The sequence below is a fragment of the Cellulomonas sp. genome (assembly GCF_965229465.1).
Taxonomy (GTDB): domain Bacteria; phylum Actinomycetota; class Actinomycetes; order Actinomycetales; family Cellulomonadaceae; genus Cellulomonas.
In genome coordinates this window covers 2,349,114-2,368,554 of sequence record NZ_OZ245882.1, presented here as the reverse complement: position 1 = coordinate 2,368,554, position 19,441 = coordinate 2,349,114, and the positions used below count along the sequence as shown (strand labels likewise).

The 19,441-nt window shown below is 72.2% G+C and carries 19 protein-coding genes; 7 read left to right on the top strand and 12 right to left on the bottom strand.

Going from position 1 to position 19,441, the window contains the following annotated elements; genetic code table 11:
* Positions 1-60 precede the first annotated feature (60 nt).
* Positions 61-1,329 carry an urea ABC transporter substrate-binding protein gene (gene urtA, locus ACO06A_RS11395; protein ID WP_421732309.1) on the bottom strand — a complete coding sequence of 423 codons (1,269 nt, stop codon included), beginning with the start codon at positions 1,327-1,329 and terminating at the stop codon, positions 61-63.
* A 214-nt stretch (positions 1,330-1,543) separates the two neighbouring features.
* On the opposite strand from urtA, the gene ACO06A_RS11390 reads away from it, so the two are divergent.
* Entirely contained in the window at positions 1,544-2,770 is a 1,227-nt protein-coding gene (locus ACO06A_RS11390) for a pyridoxal phosphate-dependent aminotransferase (protein WP_421732308.1), read from the top strand.
* Positions 2,771-2,773: 3 nt separating this feature from the next.
* Here ACO06A_RS11390 and ACO06A_RS11385 read toward each other — a convergent pair whose 3' ends face one another.
* Together ACO06A_RS11385 and groL are read right to left on the bottom strand one after the other, a co-directional pair.
* Positions 2,774-4,360 (bottom strand): OmpA family protein, encoded by a 1,587-nt coding sequence (locus ACO06A_RS11385; RefSeq protein ID WP_421732307.1) that lies wholly within the window; start codon positions 4,358-4,360, stop codon positions 2,774-2,776.
* Positions 4,361-4,559: 199 nt separating this feature from the next.
* Entirely contained in the window at positions 4,560-6,188 is a 1,629-nt protein-coding gene (groL, locus tag ACO06A_RS11380) for a chaperonin GroEL (protein ID WP_421732306.1), read from the bottom strand.
* A 244-nt stretch (positions 6,189-6,432) separates the two neighbouring features.
* Between groL and ACO06A_RS11375 the strand changes: the two genes are divergently transcribed.
* On the top strand, positions 6,433-7,932 hold the full coding sequence (locus ACO06A_RS11375) for a glycoside hydrolase family 15 (protein WP_421732305.1): 1,500 nt from the start codon (positions 6,433-6,435) through the stop codon (positions 7,930-7,932).
* A gap of 50 nt (positions 7,933-7,982) precedes the next feature.
* Here ACO06A_RS11375 and ACO06A_RS11370 read toward each other — a convergent pair whose 3' ends face one another.
* The 3 genes from ACO06A_RS11370 to ACO06A_RS11360 all read right to left on the bottom strand — a co-directional run bounded on the left by ACO06A_RS11370 (position 7,983) and on the right by ACO06A_RS11360 (position 9,309).
* Positions 7,983-8,186: a cold-shock protein gene (locus ACO06A_RS11370; RefSeq protein WP_056085684.1), complete on the bottom strand. Its 204-nt coding sequence runs from the start codon at positions 8,184-8,186 to the stop codon at positions 7,983-7,985.
* Between the two features lie 117 nt (positions 8,187-8,303).
* Complete coding sequence (locus tag ACO06A_RS11365; RefSeq protein WP_421732304.1) at positions 8,304-8,897, bottom strand: LytR C-terminal domain-containing protein; 594 nt, start codon at positions 8,895-8,897, stop codon at positions 8,304-8,306.
* Positions 8,898-9,003: 106 nt separating this feature from the next.
* Positions 9,004-9,309, bottom strand: a complete 306-nt coding sequence (locus tag ACO06A_RS11360; protein ID WP_421732303.1) for a DUF3263 domain-containing protein — start codon at positions 9,307-9,309, stop codon at positions 9,004-9,006.
* Between the two features lie 162 nt (positions 9,310-9,471).
* Here ACO06A_RS11360 and ACO06A_RS11355 point away from each other — a divergent pair, with 162 nt between their 5' ends.
* Entirely contained in the window at positions 9,472-10,149 is a 678-nt protein-coding gene (locus ACO06A_RS11355) for a uracil-DNA glycosylase (protein ID WP_421732302.1), read from the top strand.
* On the opposite strand, the gene ACO06A_RS11350 is transcribed toward ACO06A_RS11355, so the two are convergent.
* Positions 10,150-10,548: a hypothetical protein gene (locus tag ACO06A_RS11350; protein WP_421732301.1), complete on the bottom strand. Its 399-nt coding sequence runs from the start codon at positions 10,546-10,548 to the stop codon at positions 10,150-10,152.
* A gap of 184 nt (positions 10,549-10,732) precedes the next feature.
* On the opposite strand from ACO06A_RS11350, the gene ACO06A_RS11345 reads away from it, so the two are divergent.
* Positions 10,733-11,530: an SGNH/GDSL hydrolase family protein gene (locus tag ACO06A_RS11345; RefSeq protein WP_421732300.1), complete on the top strand. Its 798-nt coding sequence runs from the start codon at positions 10,733-10,735 to the stop codon at positions 11,528-11,530.
* Between the two features lie 7 nt (positions 11,531-11,537).
* On the opposite strand, the gene ACO06A_RS11340 is transcribed toward ACO06A_RS11345, so the two are convergent.
* The 4 genes from ACO06A_RS11340 to ACO06A_RS11325 form a co-directional block, all read right to left on the bottom strand.
* Positions 11,538-12,371 carry a hypothetical protein gene (locus tag ACO06A_RS11340; RefSeq protein ID WP_421732299.1) on the bottom strand — a complete coding sequence of 278 codons (834 nt, stop codon included), beginning with the start codon at positions 12,369-12,371 and terminating at the stop codon, positions 11,538-11,540.
* Positions 12,368-12,952 (bottom strand): signal peptidase I, encoded by a 585-nt coding sequence (locus ACO06A_RS11335; protein ID WP_421732298.1) that lies wholly within the window; start codon positions 12,950-12,952, stop codon positions 12,368-12,370. Before ACO06A_RS11335 ends, ACO06A_RS11340 begins: the two co-directional genes overlap by 4 nt.
* Positions 12,953-12,984: 32 nt before the next feature.
* Positions 12,985-13,464 (bottom strand): hypothetical protein, encoded by a 480-nt coding sequence (locus ACO06A_RS11330; RefSeq protein ID WP_421732297.1) that lies wholly within the window; start codon positions 13,462-13,464, stop codon positions 12,985-12,987.
* Positions 13,465-13,670: 206 nt separating this feature from the next.
* Complete coding sequence (locus ACO06A_RS11325) at positions 13,671-14,843, bottom strand: sensor histidine kinase (RefSeq protein ID WP_421732295.1); 1,173 nt, start codon at positions 14,841-14,843, stop codon at positions 13,671-13,673.
* A gap of 113 nt (positions 14,844-14,956) precedes the next feature.
* On the opposite strand from ACO06A_RS11325, the gene ACO06A_RS11320 reads away from it, so the two are divergent.
* The 3 genes from ACO06A_RS11320 (at position 14,957) to ACO06A_RS11310 (ending at position 18,408) form a co-directional block, all read left to right on the top strand.
* Positions 14,957-15,628 carry a response regulator gene (locus ACO06A_RS11320; protein WP_421732294.1) on the top strand — a complete coding sequence of 224 codons (672 nt, stop codon included), beginning with the start codon at positions 14,957-14,959 and terminating at the stop codon, positions 15,626-15,628.
* A 1-nt stretch (position 15,629) separates the two neighbouring features.
* Positions 15,630-16,223, top strand: a complete 594-nt coding sequence (locus ACO06A_RS11315; RefSeq protein WP_421732292.1) for a pentapeptide repeat-containing protein — start codon at positions 15,630-15,632, stop codon at positions 16,221-16,223.
* Between the two features lie 115 nt (positions 16,224-16,338).
* Entirely contained in the window at positions 16,339-18,408 is a 2,070-nt protein-coding gene (locus ACO06A_RS11310; protein WP_421732290.1) for a PhoX family protein, read from the top strand.
* Positions 18,409-18,410: 2 nt separating this feature from the next.
* On the opposite strand, the gene ACO06A_RS11305 is transcribed toward ACO06A_RS11310, so the two are convergent.
* A complete protein-coding gene (locus ACO06A_RS11305; protein WP_421732289.1) occupies positions 18,411-19,331 on the bottom strand; it encodes a PfkB family carbohydrate kinase in 921 nt (306 codons plus the stop codon).
* Positions 19,332-19,441 lie beyond the last annotated feature (110 nt).

Below are 19,441 nucleotides of genomic sequence, written 5' to 3'. Positions count from 1 at the left end.
GTGCGAGGGGCGGTGGCCCGGCGTCACAGAGGGCCGCCGGGCCACCGCGTCAGGGGTGGGTCAGGACAGGCCCTCGGCCCAGTCGTAGCCCTCGAGGAACGGGTCCGGCTCGATGGGGCCGTCCGACGACCACTCGGTGTAGATGAGCCCGTCGGGGCCGATCTTGCCGATGAGCGCGGTCTTGGCGATGTGGTGGTTGTCGCCGTTCACCGTGACCGTGCCCTCGGGGGCGTCGAAGGTGACCCCGCCGGCCGCCTCCTGGATGGCCCCGACCTCGAACGACTCGGCCTTCTCGACCATGCCCTTCCAGAGGTAGAGCGACGTGTACGCCGCCTCCATCGGGTCGGACGTGACGCGCTCGTCGCCGAACTTGGCCTTGAACGCCTCGACGAACGTGGTGTTCTCGGGGCTGTCCACCGTCTGGTAGTAGTTCCACGCGGTGAGCTGGCCCACGACGTTGTCGATGCCGATGCCACCGACCTCCTCCTCGGCGATGGACACCGAGACCACGGGGAGCGTGTCCGCGGCCAGGCCGACGTTCTTGTACTCCTTGAAGAACGCGACGTTGGAGTCACCGTTGAGGGTGTTGAACACCGCGTCCGCGCCGGAGCCCTTGAGCTTGTTCACGATGGTCGCGAAGTCGGTGTGCCCGAGCGGGGCGTACTCCTCACCGACGATCTCGACGTCGTTGGCGCCGGCCCACGCGATGATCTCCTTGTTGGCCGTCCGCGGGAACACGTAGTCGGAGCCGACCAGGAAGATCTTCGACTTGCCCTGCTCCTTGAGGTAGTCCATGCCGGGCAGGATCTGCTGGTTGGTCGTCGCGCCCGTGTAGAAGATGTTGGGCGACGCCTCCAGGCCCTCGTACTGGACCGGGTAGAACAGCAGCGAGTCCTTGGCCTCGAAGACGGGGAGCATGGCCTTGCGCGACGAGGACGTCCAGCCGCCGAACACCGCGGCGACGCAGTCGGAGGAGATGAGCTTCTCGGCCTTCTCCGCGAACACCGTCGGCTCCGAGGCGCCGTCCTCCGCCACGATCTCGAGCTGCTTGCCCAGGACCCCGCCGTCGGCGTTGATCTCCTCGGCGGCCAGGTCGAGCGAGTCTCGGACGGTCTGCTCGGAGATGGCCATGGTGCCGGACAGCGAGTTGAGGAAGCCGATCTTGACGGTGTCGCCGGACGTGTCGACGCACGAGGCCGACGACGCCGAGCTGTCGGCTCCGGGATCGTCGGAGGTGCGGGCGCCACAGCCGGCGACGCCGAGGGCGACGACCAGGGCGGCCGCCGGGAGAGCGAGAGCGCGCGTGCGGAATCTGGACTGTGTGTTCAACGGACGATGCCTTTCGCTGAAGAAGCTGAGGGGCAGTGCCGGACCCGGGCCCCGGACAGTGCGTGACACCGCGCTGTGTCCCGCGCTGTATACATCCCTGTGCCCATGGGTGACGAACCTAGGGACGGGGTGTTTCCAGCAGCGACGAGCCCCCGTAAACGGTCTGTTTCGGACCGGTCCCGGTTGAGTCACGGGCCGGCGATACGCTCGACGGATGCCGCACCTGCGCCCGCTGGACCAGTCGTCGAAGCTCAAGAACGTGCTCTACGAGATCCGCGGGTCCGCCCTGGACGAGGTCGTCCGGCTCGAGGCCGAGGGCCACACGATCCTGCGGCTCAACACCGGCAACCCCGCCGCGTTCGGGTTCGAGGCCCCCCACCAGATCGTCCGCGACGTCATCGCCGCCATCCCCCACGCCCACGGCTACACCGACTCGCGCGGAATCCTCTCCGCCCGCCGCGCGGTGGTCACCCGGTACGAGACCGAGCCCGGCTTCCCGGAGATCGACGTTGACGACGTCTACCTGGGCAACGGCGTCTCCGAGCTCATCACGATGGTGATGCAGGCGCTGCTCGACGAGGGCGACGAGGTGCTCATCCCCTCCCCCGACTACCCCCTGTGGACCGCGATGACGTCGCTGTCGGACGGCGTGCCGGTGCACTACCGCTGCGACGAGTCCGCCGGCTGGGAGCCCGACCTGGAGCACATTCGGTCACTGGTCACGCCGCGGACCAAGGCCATCGTGATCATCAACCCGAACAACCCCACGGGCGCGGTCTACTCGCGCGAGGTGCTCGAGGGCATCGCGGCGATCGCCCGCGAGCACAGCCTCCTGCTGCTCGCCGACGAGATCTACGACCGCATCCTCTTCGACGGCGCCCAGCACATCCCCATGGCGACCGTGGCACCCGACCTGCTGTGCCTCACGTTCAACGGCCTGTCCAAGACGTACCGCGTGGCCGGCTACCGCTCCGGCTGGCTCGTCGTCACCGGCCCCCGAGAGCACGCGACCGGCTTCCTCGAGGGCATCACCCTGCTGGCCTCCACCCGCCTGTGCCCGAACGTCCCCGCGCAGCACGCGGTCCAGGCGGCCCTCGGCGGCATCCAGAGCATCGACGCCCTGATCGCCCCGGGCGGCCGGCTGCACGAACAGCGGGACGTGGCCTGGCGCGGACTGACGTCGATCCCCGGCATCGACTGCGTCCGCCCCGACGGCGCCCTGTACCTGTTCCCGCGGCTCGACCCCGAGGTGCACGAGATCCGCGACGACGCCCGACTGGTCTACGACCTGCTGGTCAGCGAGCACATCCTGCTGGTCCAGGGCACGGGCTTCAACTGGCCCACGCCCGACCACCTGCGGATCGTCACGCTCCCGGAGGCCCGGGTCCTGGCCGAGGCCGTGGAACGCATGGGCAACTTCCTGGCCAGCTACCGCCAGTGAGCGCTACCGACCCTCGGTGACCGGGACGTCGGTGATCCGGAACGGCCGCGCGCCCATGTCCACGGCCGTGGACTGCGTGATCTGCTTCGACCGCGTCGGGGCGTCCACCACGACGGTGTCCGTCCCCGGGTCGGGCCACAGCACAGTCACCAGGATGCTGTCACCCGGCTCGGGAGCGTCGATGATGCGGTCGGCCAACGGGTCCCGGCGGTCCTCGCCCGTGAGGTAGTCGACCGGGTAGAGCCGCAGGTCCCCGCGCAGCAGCGTGACGTTCGTGGCGGCCTGCTGCAGGCCCGCGTCGAACGAGCCTCGCGCGTCCCACGCACCGGTCGAGAAGAGGGTGCCGTCGGCCTTCGCCGCCCCGGCGGTGTTGCTGACCTCCAGGCTCCCGACGAGGTACCTGCCCACGCGACGGACCTCCCGCACCCGCACGTCGACCGGCACGTCGTTCCCCGAGTCGATGGTCACGGCGCCCTGCCCGGCCGCGGTGGGTCCGGTCGTCTCCGGCAGCGCTCCGGCAGAGGGCTCGGTCACCTCCGCGACCTCGCCCTGGGTCGTCAGCACCAGCTCGACGCGCCGGTTGGCCGCCCGGGCCTCGTCCGAGGTCCCGGTCGCCGTCGGTTCGCTCTCCCCACGGCCCTGCACCGACACGTCGAACCCCGCCAGGTCGGCGAGCTCCCCGAGGCGTGCCGCGACGGCCTGCGCACGACGCTCCGAGAGGCCCTGGTTGTACGCGTCGTCCGCGACGTCGTCGGTGTGCCCGACGACCGCGAGCGCCCCACCGTCGTACGCACCGACCTGCTGCGCGGCCGCCGTCAGCGCGGCGTCGGCCTGCGCTCCGAGGTCCGCGGAGTCGACTCCGAAGAGCACGTCCGAGCCGATGGCCACCGTGACCGTCTGCGACGTGGTGCGGGTGCGCACCTGGCCGCCGACCTGCTCGGTGTAGGAGTCGAGCCGCACCACGGGTGCCGTCGCCACGGGCTCCTCGCGGATCTCGGAGGTCGGGATCGTGAGCACCCCGGCGTCCCCGGCGTCGGCCACGGGCACCCCCTCGACGAGGCCCGCGCCGCCGGGCAGGAGCACGTCGACCGTCGACGTGCTCGGCGCGGCGAACGCCACGTACAGCACCTCGGTCTGTTCTCCCGCCGCCTCGGCCGCGGTGTCCGTCGCGGGGCCGCCCACGGACATGACCCACGAGGCGAACACGGCGTCGCTCTCGGTACGCGCGGGCAGCGAGACGGTCCCCTCGCTCAGGTCGACGAGCCGCACGCCGTTCGCGCCCGGGCTCAGGGACACGAACACGTCCCAGAGCCCGGTCTGCAGCGACGCGTCCTTGGGGCCGGCGATCCGCAGCATGCCGATGTCGTCGGTGACCACGACCGGACCGACCTCGAGCGTCACCCGGTCGCCCTTGAGCACGACCTCCGCCGTGACCGGGTCCGTGCCGGCGGTCGTCGCGCTCGGGCCCGCGCTCGGGGTCCGGGAGTCCACCGGCGTCGGCGGCTCGTCGGGGCTGCACGCGACGCACGCGAGCACCGCGAGCACGACGGGCAGCGCGATACGGACCGTCGCGCGGGCGGGCTGGGGCACTGTGACACTCCTCCGGTACACGCGCGCCGATCCGGTCGCGCACGTGCAGATGGTGCCATGTCGGGCATCGGCGTCACGCCACCGTCACCCCTGTGACACACCTGGGCCGACGACCGCGGGGCAGCAGAACGGGCCGGCCACCCGGAGGTGACCGGCCCGTTCGGCCGTGCTGGATGGTGCTCAGCGGTTCAGCTGCGGATCAGAACCCGCCGCCGAAGTCCTCGCCGCCACCGCCACCGGAGGGCGCGTTGTTGCGCTCCGGCTTGTCGGCCACGACGGCCTCGGTGGTGAGGAACAGCGCAGCGATGGACGCCGCGTTCTGCAGGGCGGAGCGCGTGACCTTCACCGGGTCGTTGACGCCCGCGGCGAGCAGGTCCTCGTACGTGTTGGTCGCGGCGTTGAGGCCGTGACCCACGGGGAGGTTGCGCACCTTCTCGACGACGACGCCACCCTCGAGACCGGCGTTGATCGCGATCTGCTTGAGCGGAGCCTCGATCGCGAGCTTCACGATCTGCGCACCGGTCGCCTCGTCGCCCTCGAGCTTGAGGCCCTCGAACGCGGTCTTGCCGGCCTGGATGAGCGCCACGCCGCCACCGGCGACGATGCCCTCCTCGACGGCCGCCTTGGCGTTGCGCACGGCGTCCTCGATGCGGTGCTTGCGCTCCTTGAGCTCGACCTCGGTGGCCGCGCCCGCCTTGATGACGGCGACGCCACCAGCGAGCTTGGCGAGGCGCTCCTGGAGCTTCTCGCGGTCGTAGTCCGAGTCGGAGTTCTCGATCTCGGCACGGATCTGCGAGACGCGGCCCTGGATCTGGGCGGCGTCGCCGGAGCCCTCGACGATGGTGGTCTCGTCCTTGGTGACGACGATCTTGCGCGCCGTGCCGAGGACCTCGAGGCCCACCGTGTCGAGCTTGAGACCGACGGTCTCGGAGACGACCTGGCCGCCGGTGAGGATGGCCATGTCCTGCAGCATCGCCTTGCGGCGGTCGCCGAAGCCGGGGGCCTTGACGGCGACCGACTTGAACAGGCCACGGATCTTGTTGACGACGAGCGTGGCCAGGGCCTCGCCCTCGACGTCCTCCGCGACGATGAACAGCGGCTTGCCGGCCTGGATGACCTTCTCCAGCAGCGGCAGCAGGTCCTTGACGTTGGAGATCTTCGACTCGACGAGCAGCACGTAGGCGTCCTCGAGGACGGCCTCCTGGCGCTCCGGGTCGGTGACGAAGTACGCCGACAGGAAGCCCTTGTCGAAGCGCATGCCCTCGGTCAGCTCCAGCTCGAGGCCCAGCGCGCTGGACTCCTCGACGGTGATGACGCCTTCCTTGCCGACCTTGTCGAGCGCCTCGGCGATGAGGTCGCCGATCGCCTGGTCGCCGGCGGAGATCGCGGCCGTGGCGGCGATCTGCTCCTTGGTCTCGACCTCCTTGGCCTGCGCGAGCAGGGCGGCGGTGACGGCCTCGACGGCCTTCTCGATGCCCTTCTTCAGGGCGATCGGGTTGGCGCCGGCCGCGACGTTGCGCAGGCCCTCGCGCACGAGCGCCTGGGCGAGCACGGTGGCGGTGGTGGTGCCGTCGCCGGCGACGTCGTCGGTCTTCTTGGCGACCTCCTTGACGAGCTCCGCACCGATCTTCTCGAAGGGGTCCTCGAGGTCGATCTCCTTGGCGATGGAGACGCCGTCGTTGGTGATCGTGGGGGCGCCCCACTTCTTGTCCAGGACGACGTTGCGGCCCTTCGGGCCGAGAGTGACCTTGACGGTGTCGGCGAGGATGTTGAGTCCCCGCTCGATGCCGCGGCGGGCCTCCTCGTTGAAGGCAATGATCTTGGCCATGGGGCTGTGATCCTTCACTGGGTTCGGGTCGGCCGAGGGTGCCCGCGACGGACGGGCACGTCACCCGCGGTCTTGTCCCGCGTGCGACGGCCCTCACCGGACGGCCGTGGTGATTCTGTCACTCTCCACCGGAGAGTGCTAAGTCCAATGGTTAGCACTCGACCCCCGAGAGTGCAAGCAGCGTTCGCTGTGAGCAGCGCCCCCCGCAGCACCACAGGGCGCCCACCAGCGCTATCGTGCGCGTGTGCTGGGTCACGACGACGACGTCGACACTGGTGGTCGGCGGACCGTCGGTGGTCTCGTCGCGCCCCTGCGCCCGTCGCGCCGTGCACGCCACGCCGACCTCCCCCGTCGCACCGGCGGCCTCGTGGCCACCGCGCTCGTCGTCGCGGCCACCACCACCATCGTCGCCACCGCACCCGCCGGGGCCTCGGCCGCCGACGGTCCGGTCGCGCCGGTCACGCACGAGGCGCCGGTCCGCCAGTACGCGACCATCCCGCTCTACCTCGAGGGGCTGACCACGTACGCGGGCGGCCTGCGGGTCCCGCTCGCCGTCGGCACCGACGCCACGTTCCTGCCCGGCACCCACGTCGTCGACCCCGCCGCGTCGACCCTCACGCGCGTGGTCACCGGGGCGGCTCCCACCGGCCACGAGGCGACCGTCCGCGCAGCCGCCACGGTGGCCGGCCGCCAGCGCGCCTGGCTCGCGTCCGGCACCGTCCCGGGCGCCGGCGGACCGTACGAGGACATGGCCCGCGCGGCCCTGCTGGACCTGCACGCGCTGATGCTCCCCGACGGGGCGGCCGTCGCGGCCTGGTCGGAGAAGTGGCGGTACGTCTGGCCGCGTGACGCCTCGTTCGTCGCCGTCGCGCTGGCCCGCACCGGGCACGTCGACGACGCCCTGGAGATCCTCGGCTTCCTCGACCGGGTGCAGGCGCCGGACGGCTCGTTCCAGGCGCGCTACCTGCCCGACGGGTCGGGGCCTCCGGACGACCGCGGCGTGCAGACCGACGGCACGGGCTGGGCGTTGTGGGCGGCCGGCATGGTGCTCGCGGAGATCGCCGACCCCGACGACCGCGCAGCCGCCGCGGACCAGCTGCGTCCGCTGCTGCTGCGTTCCACCCGGCACGCGATCGACCTCGTGGCGCGGGACGGCCTCCCGCCCGCGTCGCCGGACTACTGGGAGGTGCCCGAGGACGCCCTCACCCTCGGCACGGTCGCGCCGCTCGTCGCCGGCCTCCAGCAGGCGTCGGGCGCCCTGGTGCTCACCGGCGACGACGCACTGGCCCGGTCCGCGTTCGACGCCTCGATCCGCTCCAAGGTGGCCGTGATCCGTGCGTTCGGTCCGACCGGGTTCGGCCGGTACGCGGACGGCGGCCACGCGGACGCCGCCAGCGCCTTCCTGCTCCCGCCCTTCCTCACCGCGGCGGTGCCCGGTGCCGACGAGGCGTGGCGGGCGTCGGCGGTGGCGATGGTGCGGCCCGCGAACGGCCTGGCGCCCGGGGCAGGGTGGCGCGACGACGGCGTCTCCTGGACGCCGCAGACGTCGCTCTACGCGTGGGTGGCGGCGGAGAGCGGCGACGCCGACCTGGCCGACGGCTGGCTCGCGTTCCTGGACACCCACCGCACGCCCTCCGGCTCGCTGCCCGAGAAGGTGCTCGCCGACGGCTCCCCCGCGGCTGTCGCGCCGCTGGGCTGGAGCGCGGCCTGCGTGCTGCTGGCTCTCGACGCGCTGGAGGGCTGACACGCCGACGGGCCGCACACCGGGGGGTGCACGGCCCGTCCACGTGGGGGTCAGAGACCGCGGACCTGCTCCGCCTGGGGCCCCTTGGTGCCCTGTCCGACCTCGAACTCGACGTCCTGACCCTCCTCGAGGGACCGGTAGCCGTCCGACTGGATGGCGCTGAAATGCACGAAGAGGTCCTGGCCTCCCCCCGTCGGGGTGATGAAGCCATACCCCTTCTCCGCGTTGAACCACTTCACGATGCCCTGGGCCATGCCAAAACTCCTCGCCGTCCGGGGCCGAGCGCTCCGCCGGCGCCCGGTGCGCGTGAGCCTAGTGGCCGCGCTCCCGCGCCGACCAGGGCTGTCTCGGGGGCCGTCGCGAGGGGTGGATCAGGCGTCGGGATCGGTGACGAGCACGACCGAGATGCCGGTACCGGCGTCCGCCGCGGAGAGCGTCGGGGCGCCCAGGCCGAGCGTGTCGGCGACCAGCTGGGCGGTCGCCACCTGGTCCTCGGTCGCGTAGAACACGACCGAGTCGTCCGTCGTCGCCTCCGTGTTGCCGGTGGTCACGGCGGTGAACCCGGCGGTGGTGAGCTTCTCCGCCTGCGTCGCGGCGAGGCCGCCGATGCTGGCGGCGTTGAGCACCACGATCGGCGTGTCCATCACGGGGGTCGGCGCCGCGGGCTCGTCCACCGGCGTCGTCTCGGTGCCCGTGGGGGTCTCGCCCTCGGTCGGGGTGTCCGCCGGCGCGTCGTCCTGTGCGTCGGGCGCCGTCGACGTGCCCGGGAGCGAGGGGAGGTTGCCGTCGCGCGCCAGGAAGTTCACGGCCGCGAACGCGAGCACGGGTGCGAGCACGACGACCGCCAGGAACGGCCACCACCTGCTCCACGCCGAGCGGGGGGCGCGGTGCACGCCTCGGGGGACGTCGGGGTTCGACGGGACGTCGAACTCGTCCTCGGGATAGGAGTACTCCGCCTTGCTCACGGCCGACAGGCTAACGGCTCAGGCCGTGCGGGCGGGTCCACCTGCGGCCGGACGCGGGCCGTGTCACGTGCAGGGATGCGGACGGGGGCGCACAAAGACGGGTGGATCAGGCGTCGCCGAGGCGACGGGCGGTACGAGCCCGCTGGCGCGAGGACCGCATGCGGCGCAGGCGCTTGATGAGCATCGGGTCGTGCGCGAGGGCCGCCGGGTCGTCGATGAGGGCGTTCAGCACCTGGTAGTACCGCGTGGCCGACATGTCGAACAGCTCGCGGATGGCCGACTCCTTGGCACCCGCGTACTTCCACCACTGACGCTCGAACGCGAGCACCTGCTCGTCGCGCTCGGAGAGCTCCGCCGGGCGGGGGCTGCTGGGTGCCGGGATGTGTCCGACGGTCATCGTCGCGGCGTCCATGCGTCCTCCTGTTGCTCTCGGGGCTCGGCGCGCACCCGGGGGTGCTGACCGACAGCCGTCATCGTACGACCGTAATGACACGCGTGTCATTACGGTCGGCGCGTCGTCGCCCGTGTGCCGTGCCGGTCGTCCGCCCGGCGCGGGATCGGTAGCCTCGCGGGCGTGACCGCCGCACCCCTGGACCAGCTCGTCGCCCCCGACTGGGCCGTCGCCCTCGCCCCCGTCGAGCCCCAGCTCCGTGCGGCGGGGCAGTTCCTGCGCGACGAGGTCGCGGCCGGGCGCGGCTACCTCCCGGCCGGCGACGCCGTGCTGCGCGCGTTCCGGCGGCCGCTCGCCGAGGTCCGCGTGCTCGTCGTCGGCCAGGACCCGTACCCGACGCCGGGGCACCCCATGGGCCTGTCCTTCTCCGTGCAGCCCGACGTGCGGCCCCTGCCCCGGTCGCTGACCAACATCTTCACCGAGCTGGTGGCCGACGTCGGCGTGGCACCCCCGACCAGCGGCGACCTGTCCCCGTGGGCCGACCAGGGCGTGATGCTCCTCAACAGGGTGCTCACGGTCCGCCCGGGGGCGCCCGCGTCGCACCGGCGGCACGGGTGGGAGGCGGTGACCGACCGGGCGATCGCGGCCCTCGTCGAGCGGGGCGGCCCCCTCGTCGCGGTGCTCTGGGGCCGGGACGCGCAGTCGCTCAAGCCCGCCCTCGGGTCGGTGCCGACGGTCGAGAGCGTGCACCCCAGCCCGCTGTCCGCGAGCCGCGGGTTCTTCGGCTCCCGGCCGTTCTCCCGCGTCAACGAGCTGCTGGTGGCGCAGGGCGCGGATCCGGTGGACTGGTCGCTGACCTGATCAGGTCCCCGAGACGATCCCCCACGAGGCCCTGGTCAGGGAGTGCGCGGTCCACACCTCGTCGGCCAGCTGGTCCACCAGGCCGGCGACGAGCACCACCTCGGACCGGTGCTGCACCTGCTGGTCGTCGCGGTAGACGATCACCGCCCGCGCACCGGCGCACCCGGGAGGGACCCGGTCGAAGCGCGTCCCGGCGAGCGAGTAGGCCCCCGTGCCGGGGCTCAGCTCGACCTCGTAGCCCCAGTCGACCGTCGAGATGTCGCACGTCGACGCGGCGGAGACGGTCTGTCCCGCGAACCGCGCGGACGCGAACATGCCCGCGATGGCGAACGCGACCAGCGAACCCGCCCAGAACAGCCGCTCGGACGACGGGCCGACGCGTCTTCGGGTCGACGTCATGACGCTCCCCTCCATGGGCGCGGTCGTGCGTGTGGAGGCGTCGTCAGCGTCCTGCTCGTCGTCGGCGTCACGATCGTGCGGCCGTGACGCGCCCTGCCCCGAGATCGGGACCTGGTCCTCACCCGGCCCATCGACCGGGCCGCAGGTGAGTTGAGGAGTTCGCGAGCGCGGGCACAATGTCCCGGTGAGCAACCAGATCCCGCCCTGGTCCCGGTACGTGGCGATCGGCGACTCGTTCACCGAAGGCCTGTGGGACTCCCCCGACGGCCCCGAGGCGCCGCAGCGCGGATGGGCGGACCTGCTGGCGTCGCACCTGTCGCAGCGACGCGCGGCCGCGGGCGAGTCACCCTTGCAGTACGCGAACCTCGCCATCCGCGGACGGCTGCTGCGCCCGATCCTGGTCGAGCAGGTGCCCGCGGCGCTCGCGCTGGAGCCGGACCTCGTGAGCCTGGTCGGCGGCGGCAACGACATCCTGCGTCCGACCGCCGACATCGACCGGCTGGCCCGCAACCTCGAGGCGGGCGTCGTCCGTCTGCGCGAGGCGGGCGTCGACGTGCTGCTCGGTACGGGGGTCGACGCTGCCGACAGCCCGCTGGTGAAGGCCACACGCAGCCGGGTCGGGATCTACAACGCGCTCATCTGGTCGATGGCACGCCGGCACGGCGCCTACGTGGTGGACCTGTGGGGCATGCGCTCGCTGCGGGACTGGCGGATGTGGGCCGACGACCGGATCCACCTGACCACCGACGGTCACGCCCGCGTGGCGCAGGGCGCTCTGGTGGGTCTGGGGCTGGAGCCCGACGACGCCTCCTGGGACGACCCGCTCACCCCGCTGCCGCCGACGCCCCGGATGACGAAGGCCCGCGAGGACGCCGCCTGGGTGCGGGAGCACGTCTACCCCTGGGCCACCCGGCGGCTGCGCGGGAAGTCGTCGGGCGACGAGCGCGTGCCCAAGCGGCCGGAGCTCTCGCCGCTCGACTGACGTCCCGTCAGGGGCAGTTGATCAGCGTCGCGCCCGACTGCGGGGTGGAGTAGCCGTGCAGCTCCATCTGCGGGCTGCGCCCCGCGACGACCGTCTGGTACGGGTTCCACGCAGGGGTGCCCTGCACCGTGACGGTGCGCGGGTTGGCGCTGCACCCCGACGTGCCGATCAGGACCAGGCCTCCCTGGCCGTCCTTCAGCGACTTGGTGACGAACGGGATGGTGGTGGTGTCCGACAGGTTGATCGTCAGCTGCCACCGCACCGCGGTCCGTGACGTCGTGCTGATGGTCACCGTTCCCAGGTAGTCGGACAGCGGGGTGCCCCAGGCGGTGCCGCTCGAGACGGTCGCCGTGCAGCCGACGGACAGGTCGTCCGGCGTGATGCAGCTGAGCAGCGGGGGCGGTGGCGGGGTGTAGGCCCACGTCGCCGGGACCGCCCAGCCGTTAAGCGTCACGAAGACCGACCCCCCGGCGGAGGCCGGCGGGGTGAACGCGGTCGAGGTGGCGGTGAGCGCGCCGGCAGACACGGTCCCCGTCGCGCCGAACAGGATCGTGGCGGGCGCGGTCGAGCGGTACATGATCACGCGTCCGGTCGTGCAGGCGGTGCCGGTGATCCCCGTGACCCGCACGGACGTGAACTGCCCCTGGGCGTTCGCGGTCCCCGTCGGGACGACGGTCAGCGGACCGTTGGTGCAGCGCGGCGTCGTCATCGCGTACGCACGCGCCTTGCTGGCCACCGTCAGGCGCGCTGCCGAGGCAGGGGCGACCGTGGCGAAGAACGCGAGCAGCACGACGACGACGGCGAGGGCGAGCGCCCCGCGCCCCGTCACCACGGACTTCATGAGGTCTCGCCGGGGGCGGCAGGCTCGAGGTCCGGGACCGCCTCGGGCGGTCCGGCCGCGGCAGGGGTCTCGTCGGCACCCTCGTCGTCCTCGTCGTCGTCCCGGGGCCACACCAGGATCGCGATGGCCAGCACGATGAGGCTGGCCCAGATCCAGGGGCTCGTGATCGCCTGGACCGCCAGGCCGACCTTGGGCACGGAGAACCACTGGACGCCGAGCACCTCGTCGCCGGTGGGGCTGAACGGGTCGACCCAGTCGTTGTTGTCGCCCTGGATCTCCCAGCCGGACGCGTCGCCGCCGATCACGCGGTGGATGATGCGCGGCCCGTCGAGCTCGTGCGGCTGGTAGACGATCACGTCTCCGACGCTGGGTGACGTGCAGCGGGTGACGACGAGGTCACCGGTGTGGAACGTCGGCTCCATGGACTGACCCGTGACGATGGTCAGCGTCGTGCACCCGCCGAGGTTCGTCGGCCACAGCAGGAAGGCAGCAACCGCGAACGCTGCCCAGAGCAGCATCGTCGGGACAGCCCGCAGCACCCGACGCGCGAGTCGCGCGTCGGGTGCCAGGAGCGTGTCCACGTCGTTCACGGTGCTGCCGGGTCAGCGACAGGTCAGTCGATGACGGTGACGGAGATCTGCGCGATGGTGTTGATCTGCGCCACCGTGGTGATGCCGAAGCTCGACAGCGGGATGACCGGCGTGAGGCCGGCGGCGGCGGTGATCGCGGCGGCCTGCGCGTACTCGGCGCCGACGGTGGTGTTCGAGCTGTTCCCGAACGCGACCTTGAAGTGCTTGCCCACGCAGGCCGGGTCGAACGACGTCAGGGTGACCGAGTCGGTGCCGGCGGGGTAGCCGAAGGTCGTCCCGGTGGCCAGCGAGCCGCCGGTGCCCGTCGGGGAGAACGACGCCACGATGGTGCTCGTCTGGCACGCGGCGGCCGTGATGGTGGTGACACCGGACTGGACGAGCTTGCCGTTGGTGCCGGTCAGGTTGAGCTGCGCGGCGGAGGCGAGCGAGAGGCCGGCGACGCCGAGGACGGCGAGCGCGACGGCGATGCCCTTGCGGGACTTCTTGGACGTGGTGGAAGCCATGGTGATCTCCTGGTCAGGTGGGCGCTGGGCGTCGGCACCTCACCGAGACCCTCACGGGAGAACGTCCGAAGACGGTCAACCGCGAACGTAGATCTCATCGACATGGTCACCCGTCCAGGTCTGGGTGGCAGCACCTGGGGGGCCCGAAAGGCCGGTTTCTTTCACCCCGGACGAATCGGGCGGACGGCCCAACCTGGACACCCGTCCTACTGCGCGCCGGCCCCCAGGGGCAGCCAGGCCTCGAGGCGCGCACCCTTCTCGGCGCCGGGCGACAGGACGAGCCGTCCACCGACGAGGTTGAGCCGCATCCCCAACCGCGCCGTGCCCGAGGGCGTCCCGGCGACGGCCGGGTCGTACAGCTCGCCGTCGTTCTCGACCCTGACGTGCAGCACGCCGTCGGCCTCGTCGAGCTCGACGACGAGCGACGAGGCGGGTCCGTGCTTGAGCGCGTTGGTCAGCGCCTCCTCCACCACCCGGACCGCGAGCAGCCGCTCGCTGACCGTCAGGGAGGACGCGGTCGGGTCGTCGAGCGCCCGGACCGCGTCACTCACCGTCAGGCGGGTCGCGATGCTGGCCGGGATGCGGCCGAGCAGCGCGCGCAGGGCGGGCACGAGCCCGAGCTCGAGGCGGTCGGGGTACAGCAGCCGGCTCATCTCGCGCACGTCGATCTCCCGAGTCTCGTCGAGCTCGGTGCGCACCCACACGAGCGACTCCACGTCGTCGTCGCCCATCCCGCGCTCACGGGCGCGGGCGAGGACGTCGGCCAGCCGCGCGTCGACGAGGACGAGCTTGCTCTGCAGGGTGCCGTGCAAGCCTTCCGCGACCGCGCGCCGGACCCGGATCTCCTCCTGCTCGAGCGCCTTGAGCGCCACCTCGACGTGCACCGCGTTCCGGGTGGACGCCCGGGTCCGGACCCGGGCCACGCGCCGGGTGGCCATGGCCCACATGCCGATCCCCGCCGAGATCGTCGCGAGGATGAACCCGCTGACCAGCTCGGCCTCGCGCACGGCGGCGGACGGGTCGTCGTGCACCCCGAACAGGAGCTGGGCACCGAAGCGGCCGACGGATGCCAAAGCCGAGGCGGAGACGACGAACGCGACCATCCACCAGACACGGGTCGCGCGGTGCGCCTGGAACGCCGCGAGCACCCCGACGAGGATGGCAACCTCGGCGATGTTCGACGCGAGCCGGGACCAGAACGGGACGGACGCCCACGCCGGGCTGTCCGCCGCGAACACGTAGGTCAGCTGGAGCGCCGCGCCCACCCCGTAGCCCAGCGCCACGATCGCCGTGCCACGCAGCAGGGTGATCTGGTCGCGTCGCAGGTCGACGCGCTGGAGTGCCAGCACCGCGGCCGAGTCCGTCGACGGGGTCGTCATGGGGCATCTGCTCCGTTCGACGTCGTCGGTGGCGCGCCCGGGTGACGCGTTCGGTCCGGGGTCCCCCGGCGCGTGGCGCGCGTCGAACCCCGGCGGAGACGATACTGGCGCCGATGAGTGTTCCCAGCACCAACCCCCTGCGCATCGCCGTCGTCGAGGACCAGCCGCTGTTCCGGTCGATGCTCGAGCACACCCTGTCCGGCACCCCCGGCCTGCACGTCGTCGCGGCCATCGGCACGGCCACGGAGGCCGCCCGCATCCTGCGCCCGGGCCTGGTGGACTGCGTGGTCCTGGACATCGACCTGCCCGACGGCAACGGCATCTCCCTGGGCGTGACGTTGCGCCGTCGGATGCCGACGCTGGGCATCCTGCTGCTGTCGGCGCACGACGCGATGGACCTGCTGCTCGACCTGCCCGCCGACGTCGCGTCCGGCTGGGGGTATCTGTCCAAGACGTCCTCGACCAGCGAGGAGGTGCTGGTCAACGCGGTGCGCGCGGCCGCGGTCGGGGAGACGGTGCTCGACCCGGCACTGATCGCACGGATGACCCCGCGGGCCGGGTCGGCGGTCGCCCGGCTCACGGACCGGCAGTACGAGGTGCTCAGGCTGCTGGCCTCCGGCTTGTCGAACGCCGGCATCGGCGACCGGCTGGGCATCACGGAGAAGTCTGTACAGAACCATGTGAACGGGATGTACGCCACGCTCGGCATCGATGCCGACCCGCAGCGCAACCCCCGCGTGAGCGCCGCCCTGCGGCTGCTCGAGGAGACCGGGCCGGCCGTCTGACATGCCGTCGACCACCACCGTGATCCGCGGCGAGGACTGGTACGCCCGGGACCTGTCCGGGCAGGAGTTCCGCAACGTCGAGTTCCTGGACCTGGACCTCACGGAGGCGTTCGGCGTCGGCGCCGTGTTCGAGGACTGCGTGTTCCGGAACGCCAAGCTCAACGCCTCCGTCCACACCGACGCCGCCTTCGTCAACTGCACCTTCCACCGCTCGAACTTCTTCGACGTCCGGTTCGAGCGGTGCAAGCTCGTCGGCTCGAGGTTCGACGGCTGCACCTGGGACATCGCCAAGGTCGAGGGCGGCAACTGGTCGTTCGTCGGCCTGCCCGGTGCGGACCTGCGCTCGGCGACGTTCACGGGCGTCCGCCTGCGGGAGGCGGACCTCACCGGCGTCCGCGCGGTGGGCGGCACCCTGCGCGACTGCGACCTGGCCGGCGCGTCGCTGCACCGGGCCGACCTGACCGGGTGCGACCTGCGCGGCAGCGACCTGACCGGGATCGACCCGGCCACCGTCACGCTGGACCGCGCGATCATCACGCTCCCGCAGGCCGTGACGATCGTCGAGGCCATGGGGCTGGACCTGCGCGTGGAGTGACGCTCGTCGCGTTCCCGAGACGTTCACCGCGTCGTCATCCGGTGTCCGTTCTGCCGCACCCGACCGACCGGCACGGTGGAACCACCAGCGTGCACGGCGACGGAGGGTTCCTGCGATGACCACCACCGATGACCAGGAGACCAACCGGCGCCCCCTGCTGCCCATGGCCGGGCACACCGCGGGCAAGCGGTCCGCGGTGACGTGCCACCTGAAGTGCGCCGACGCGTGCTTCCACCCGGTGCCGAACACGAGCGAGAACGAGTACTTCCGGGACATCGCCAGCGCGAGCCTGACCCGCCGCTCGGTGCTGTGGGGGGCGGTCGCCGCCGGCGGTGCGATCGTCATCGGTGCCACCCTCGGGGACGCCCAGCCCGCCGCAGCGGGGGGTCGGCCGAGCCCGCGGCTGGCGTTCACCCCGATCGCCCCCGTGCCCGCGTCGGTCGACTCGTTCGTCGTGCCGGACGGGTACCGGTGGTCGCCGATCATCCGCTGGGGCGACCCGCTGTTCTCCGCGCGCGACGCGTTCGACCCGAACGCCCAGACCGCGCAGCTCCAGGAGCGCCAGTTCGGCTACAACAACGACTACCTCGACATCATCGAGGGGCCGCTCGGGTACAGCGCGATCCTCGTCGCCAACCAGGAGTACACCAACGAGAACATCATGTTCCCGCCGGCCGCCACGCCGGAGCAGCTCGACGAGCAGCGCCGCATCGCGATCGCCGCCCACGGGATGTCGATCGTGCAGCTGTACCGGACCCGCAAGCGCAAGCCGTGGACGTACGTCGTCGGCGCCCCGCTGAACCGTCGGATCACGGCGAGCACCCCGTTCACGTTCAGCGGCCCGGCCGCGGGCTCGGCGCTGCTGCGCACGGTCGAGGACCCCACGGGCACGACCGTGCGGGGCACCCTCGGCAACTGCGCGGGCGGGACCACGCCGTGGGGCACCGTGCTGTCCGGCGAGGAGAACTTCAACGGCTACTTCCGCACCGCCGGGACCAGCGCGTCCGACCTGCGCTACGGCCTGGCCGACAAGGCGACCGTGCGCGGGTGGGAAGCGGTGGACCCCCGGTTCGACGCACGCACCCCCGGCTACGAGAACGAGCCCAACCGGTTCGGGTACATCGTCGAGGTCGATCCGCTGGACCCGTACAGCCCACCCGTCAAGCACACCGCGCTCGGCCGGTTCAAGCACGAGGGGGCCAACGTCGTCATCGGGCGCACCGGGCGGGCCGTGGCCTACATGGGCGACGACGAGCGGTTCGACTACCTGTACAAGTTCGTCTCCACCGACACCTACCGTCCCGGGTCGAGCCGGCGCAGCCGCCGGCACAACAAGACGCTGCTCACCGCCGGCAGCCTCTACGTCGCGCGGTTCACCGGCGACTCCCCCGCCGCGGAGATCACCGGCACCGGCGCGCTCCCCTCGGACGGGGCGTTCGACGGCACCGGGGAGTGGATCCCGCTGGTGATCGACGGTGTCAGCCACGTCCCGGGGTTCAGCACCGAGCAGGTCCTGGTCAGCACGCGGCTGGCCGCGGACGCCGCCGGCGCGACGAAGATGGACCGCTGCGAGGACGTCGAGCCGCACCCGACCTCGGGCCGGGTCTACGTCGTGTGCACCAACAACACGGACCGCGGGAAGGCCGGCAAGGAGGGTGCGGTCGAGCCGAACCCGCGGACGAACAACCGCGACGGGCACGTCATCGAGATCACCGAGGCGGGCAACGACGCCGCCGCCACCAGCTTCGGCTGGAGCATCCTCCTGCTGTGCGGCGACCCCGCCACCAACACGTCGACCTACTTCGCCGGGTTCCCCGCCGACCAGGTCTCGCCCATCTCCTGCCCGGACAACGTCACCTTCGACTCGGCGGGCACCATGTGGCTCGCCACCGACGGAGCCCCGAGCGTCATCGGGTACGGCGACGGCCTGTTCAAGGTGCCGCTCGAGGGGCCGGAGCGCGGTCGCGTGCAGCAGTTCCTGTCCGTGCCGGCCGAGGCCGAGACGTGCGGACCGGTGGTGCGCGACGCGGACGACATGGTCTACGTGGCCGTCCAGCACCCCGGTGAGAACGGCAGCTGGGCCCAGCAGCACTCCTACTTCCCCGACTACGTGGCGCCGGGGTCGCTCGCCGACGGCCGGTGGGGCGGGCCCCGTCCCAGCGTCGTCCAGGTCTGGAAGGCCTGACGCTAGACACCCGCGGAGGCGAGCTCCTCCGCGGTGGGCGGGACGGCGCCGACCCGCGCGACGGTGAGGGCCGCCGCCTGCACCGAGCGCGCCAGCACCTGCTCGACCACCGGGGCGCCCGAGCGCAGCCAGCGCATGCTCACGTCGGCGTCGAGCGTCAGGGCGCTGTCGATGAGGGTCGACATGAAGGCGTCGCCCCCGCCCACCCCCGCCTCGGCGGAGAGCACGGCGATGCCCGGCACGTCGACGACCCCGCGGGCCGTGACGGCCGTGGCGCCGTGCGGACCGCGGGTCAGCACGGCCAGGTCGGGACCTCGGGCGATCCAGTCGCGCAGGACGTCGACCGGGTCGTCGTCCGGGTAGAGGAACGTGAGATCGCTCTCACGCGCCTTCACGATGCCGGCCAGCTCGACGAACTGGAGCGTCCGCCGGCGGGCGTCCTCGCGGGCGCCCACGAGGGCCGGCTCGATCTTCGGGTCGAACGTGATCAGGGACCGGCCGTGGGAGCGGGACACCAGGTCCAGCACCGTGCTGGCACCCGGCTCCAGGTACGCCGCGACCGAGCCGGCGTGCACGCAGCGCGCGGTCACCGTCCCCGGGTCGGCGGCGGGCGCCCAGTGGATCCGGAAGTCGTGCCGCGCCGAGCCGTCGACCCGCAGCACCGCGCGCGCCACCGACGAGCTCCCCTGGGTGACGGACGAGTCGGAGAGCCCGACGCCGGACGCCGTCAGGTACGCGGTGATGTCGTCGCCGCGCTCGTCGCGCCCGATCGACGTGTGCAGCAGCGTGTCGCGGCCGAGCCGGGCCAGCCCCACGGCGATGTTGCCCGCGCTGCCGCCGAGGCGCTCCCGGATCGTCATGCCGTCGTCGTGGACGTCGATCAGGGCCTCGCCGACGACCAGCACGTCGTGTCGTGGGTTCATCGCATCCTCAGTTCACCGGCATCGGGGGTGGGGTCTCGCGGGGCACCCCGAGGCCCGGGAGCCAAGCTCGAACCGGGGCCTCGGGACGCTCGTCATCGAGAGTGACACAC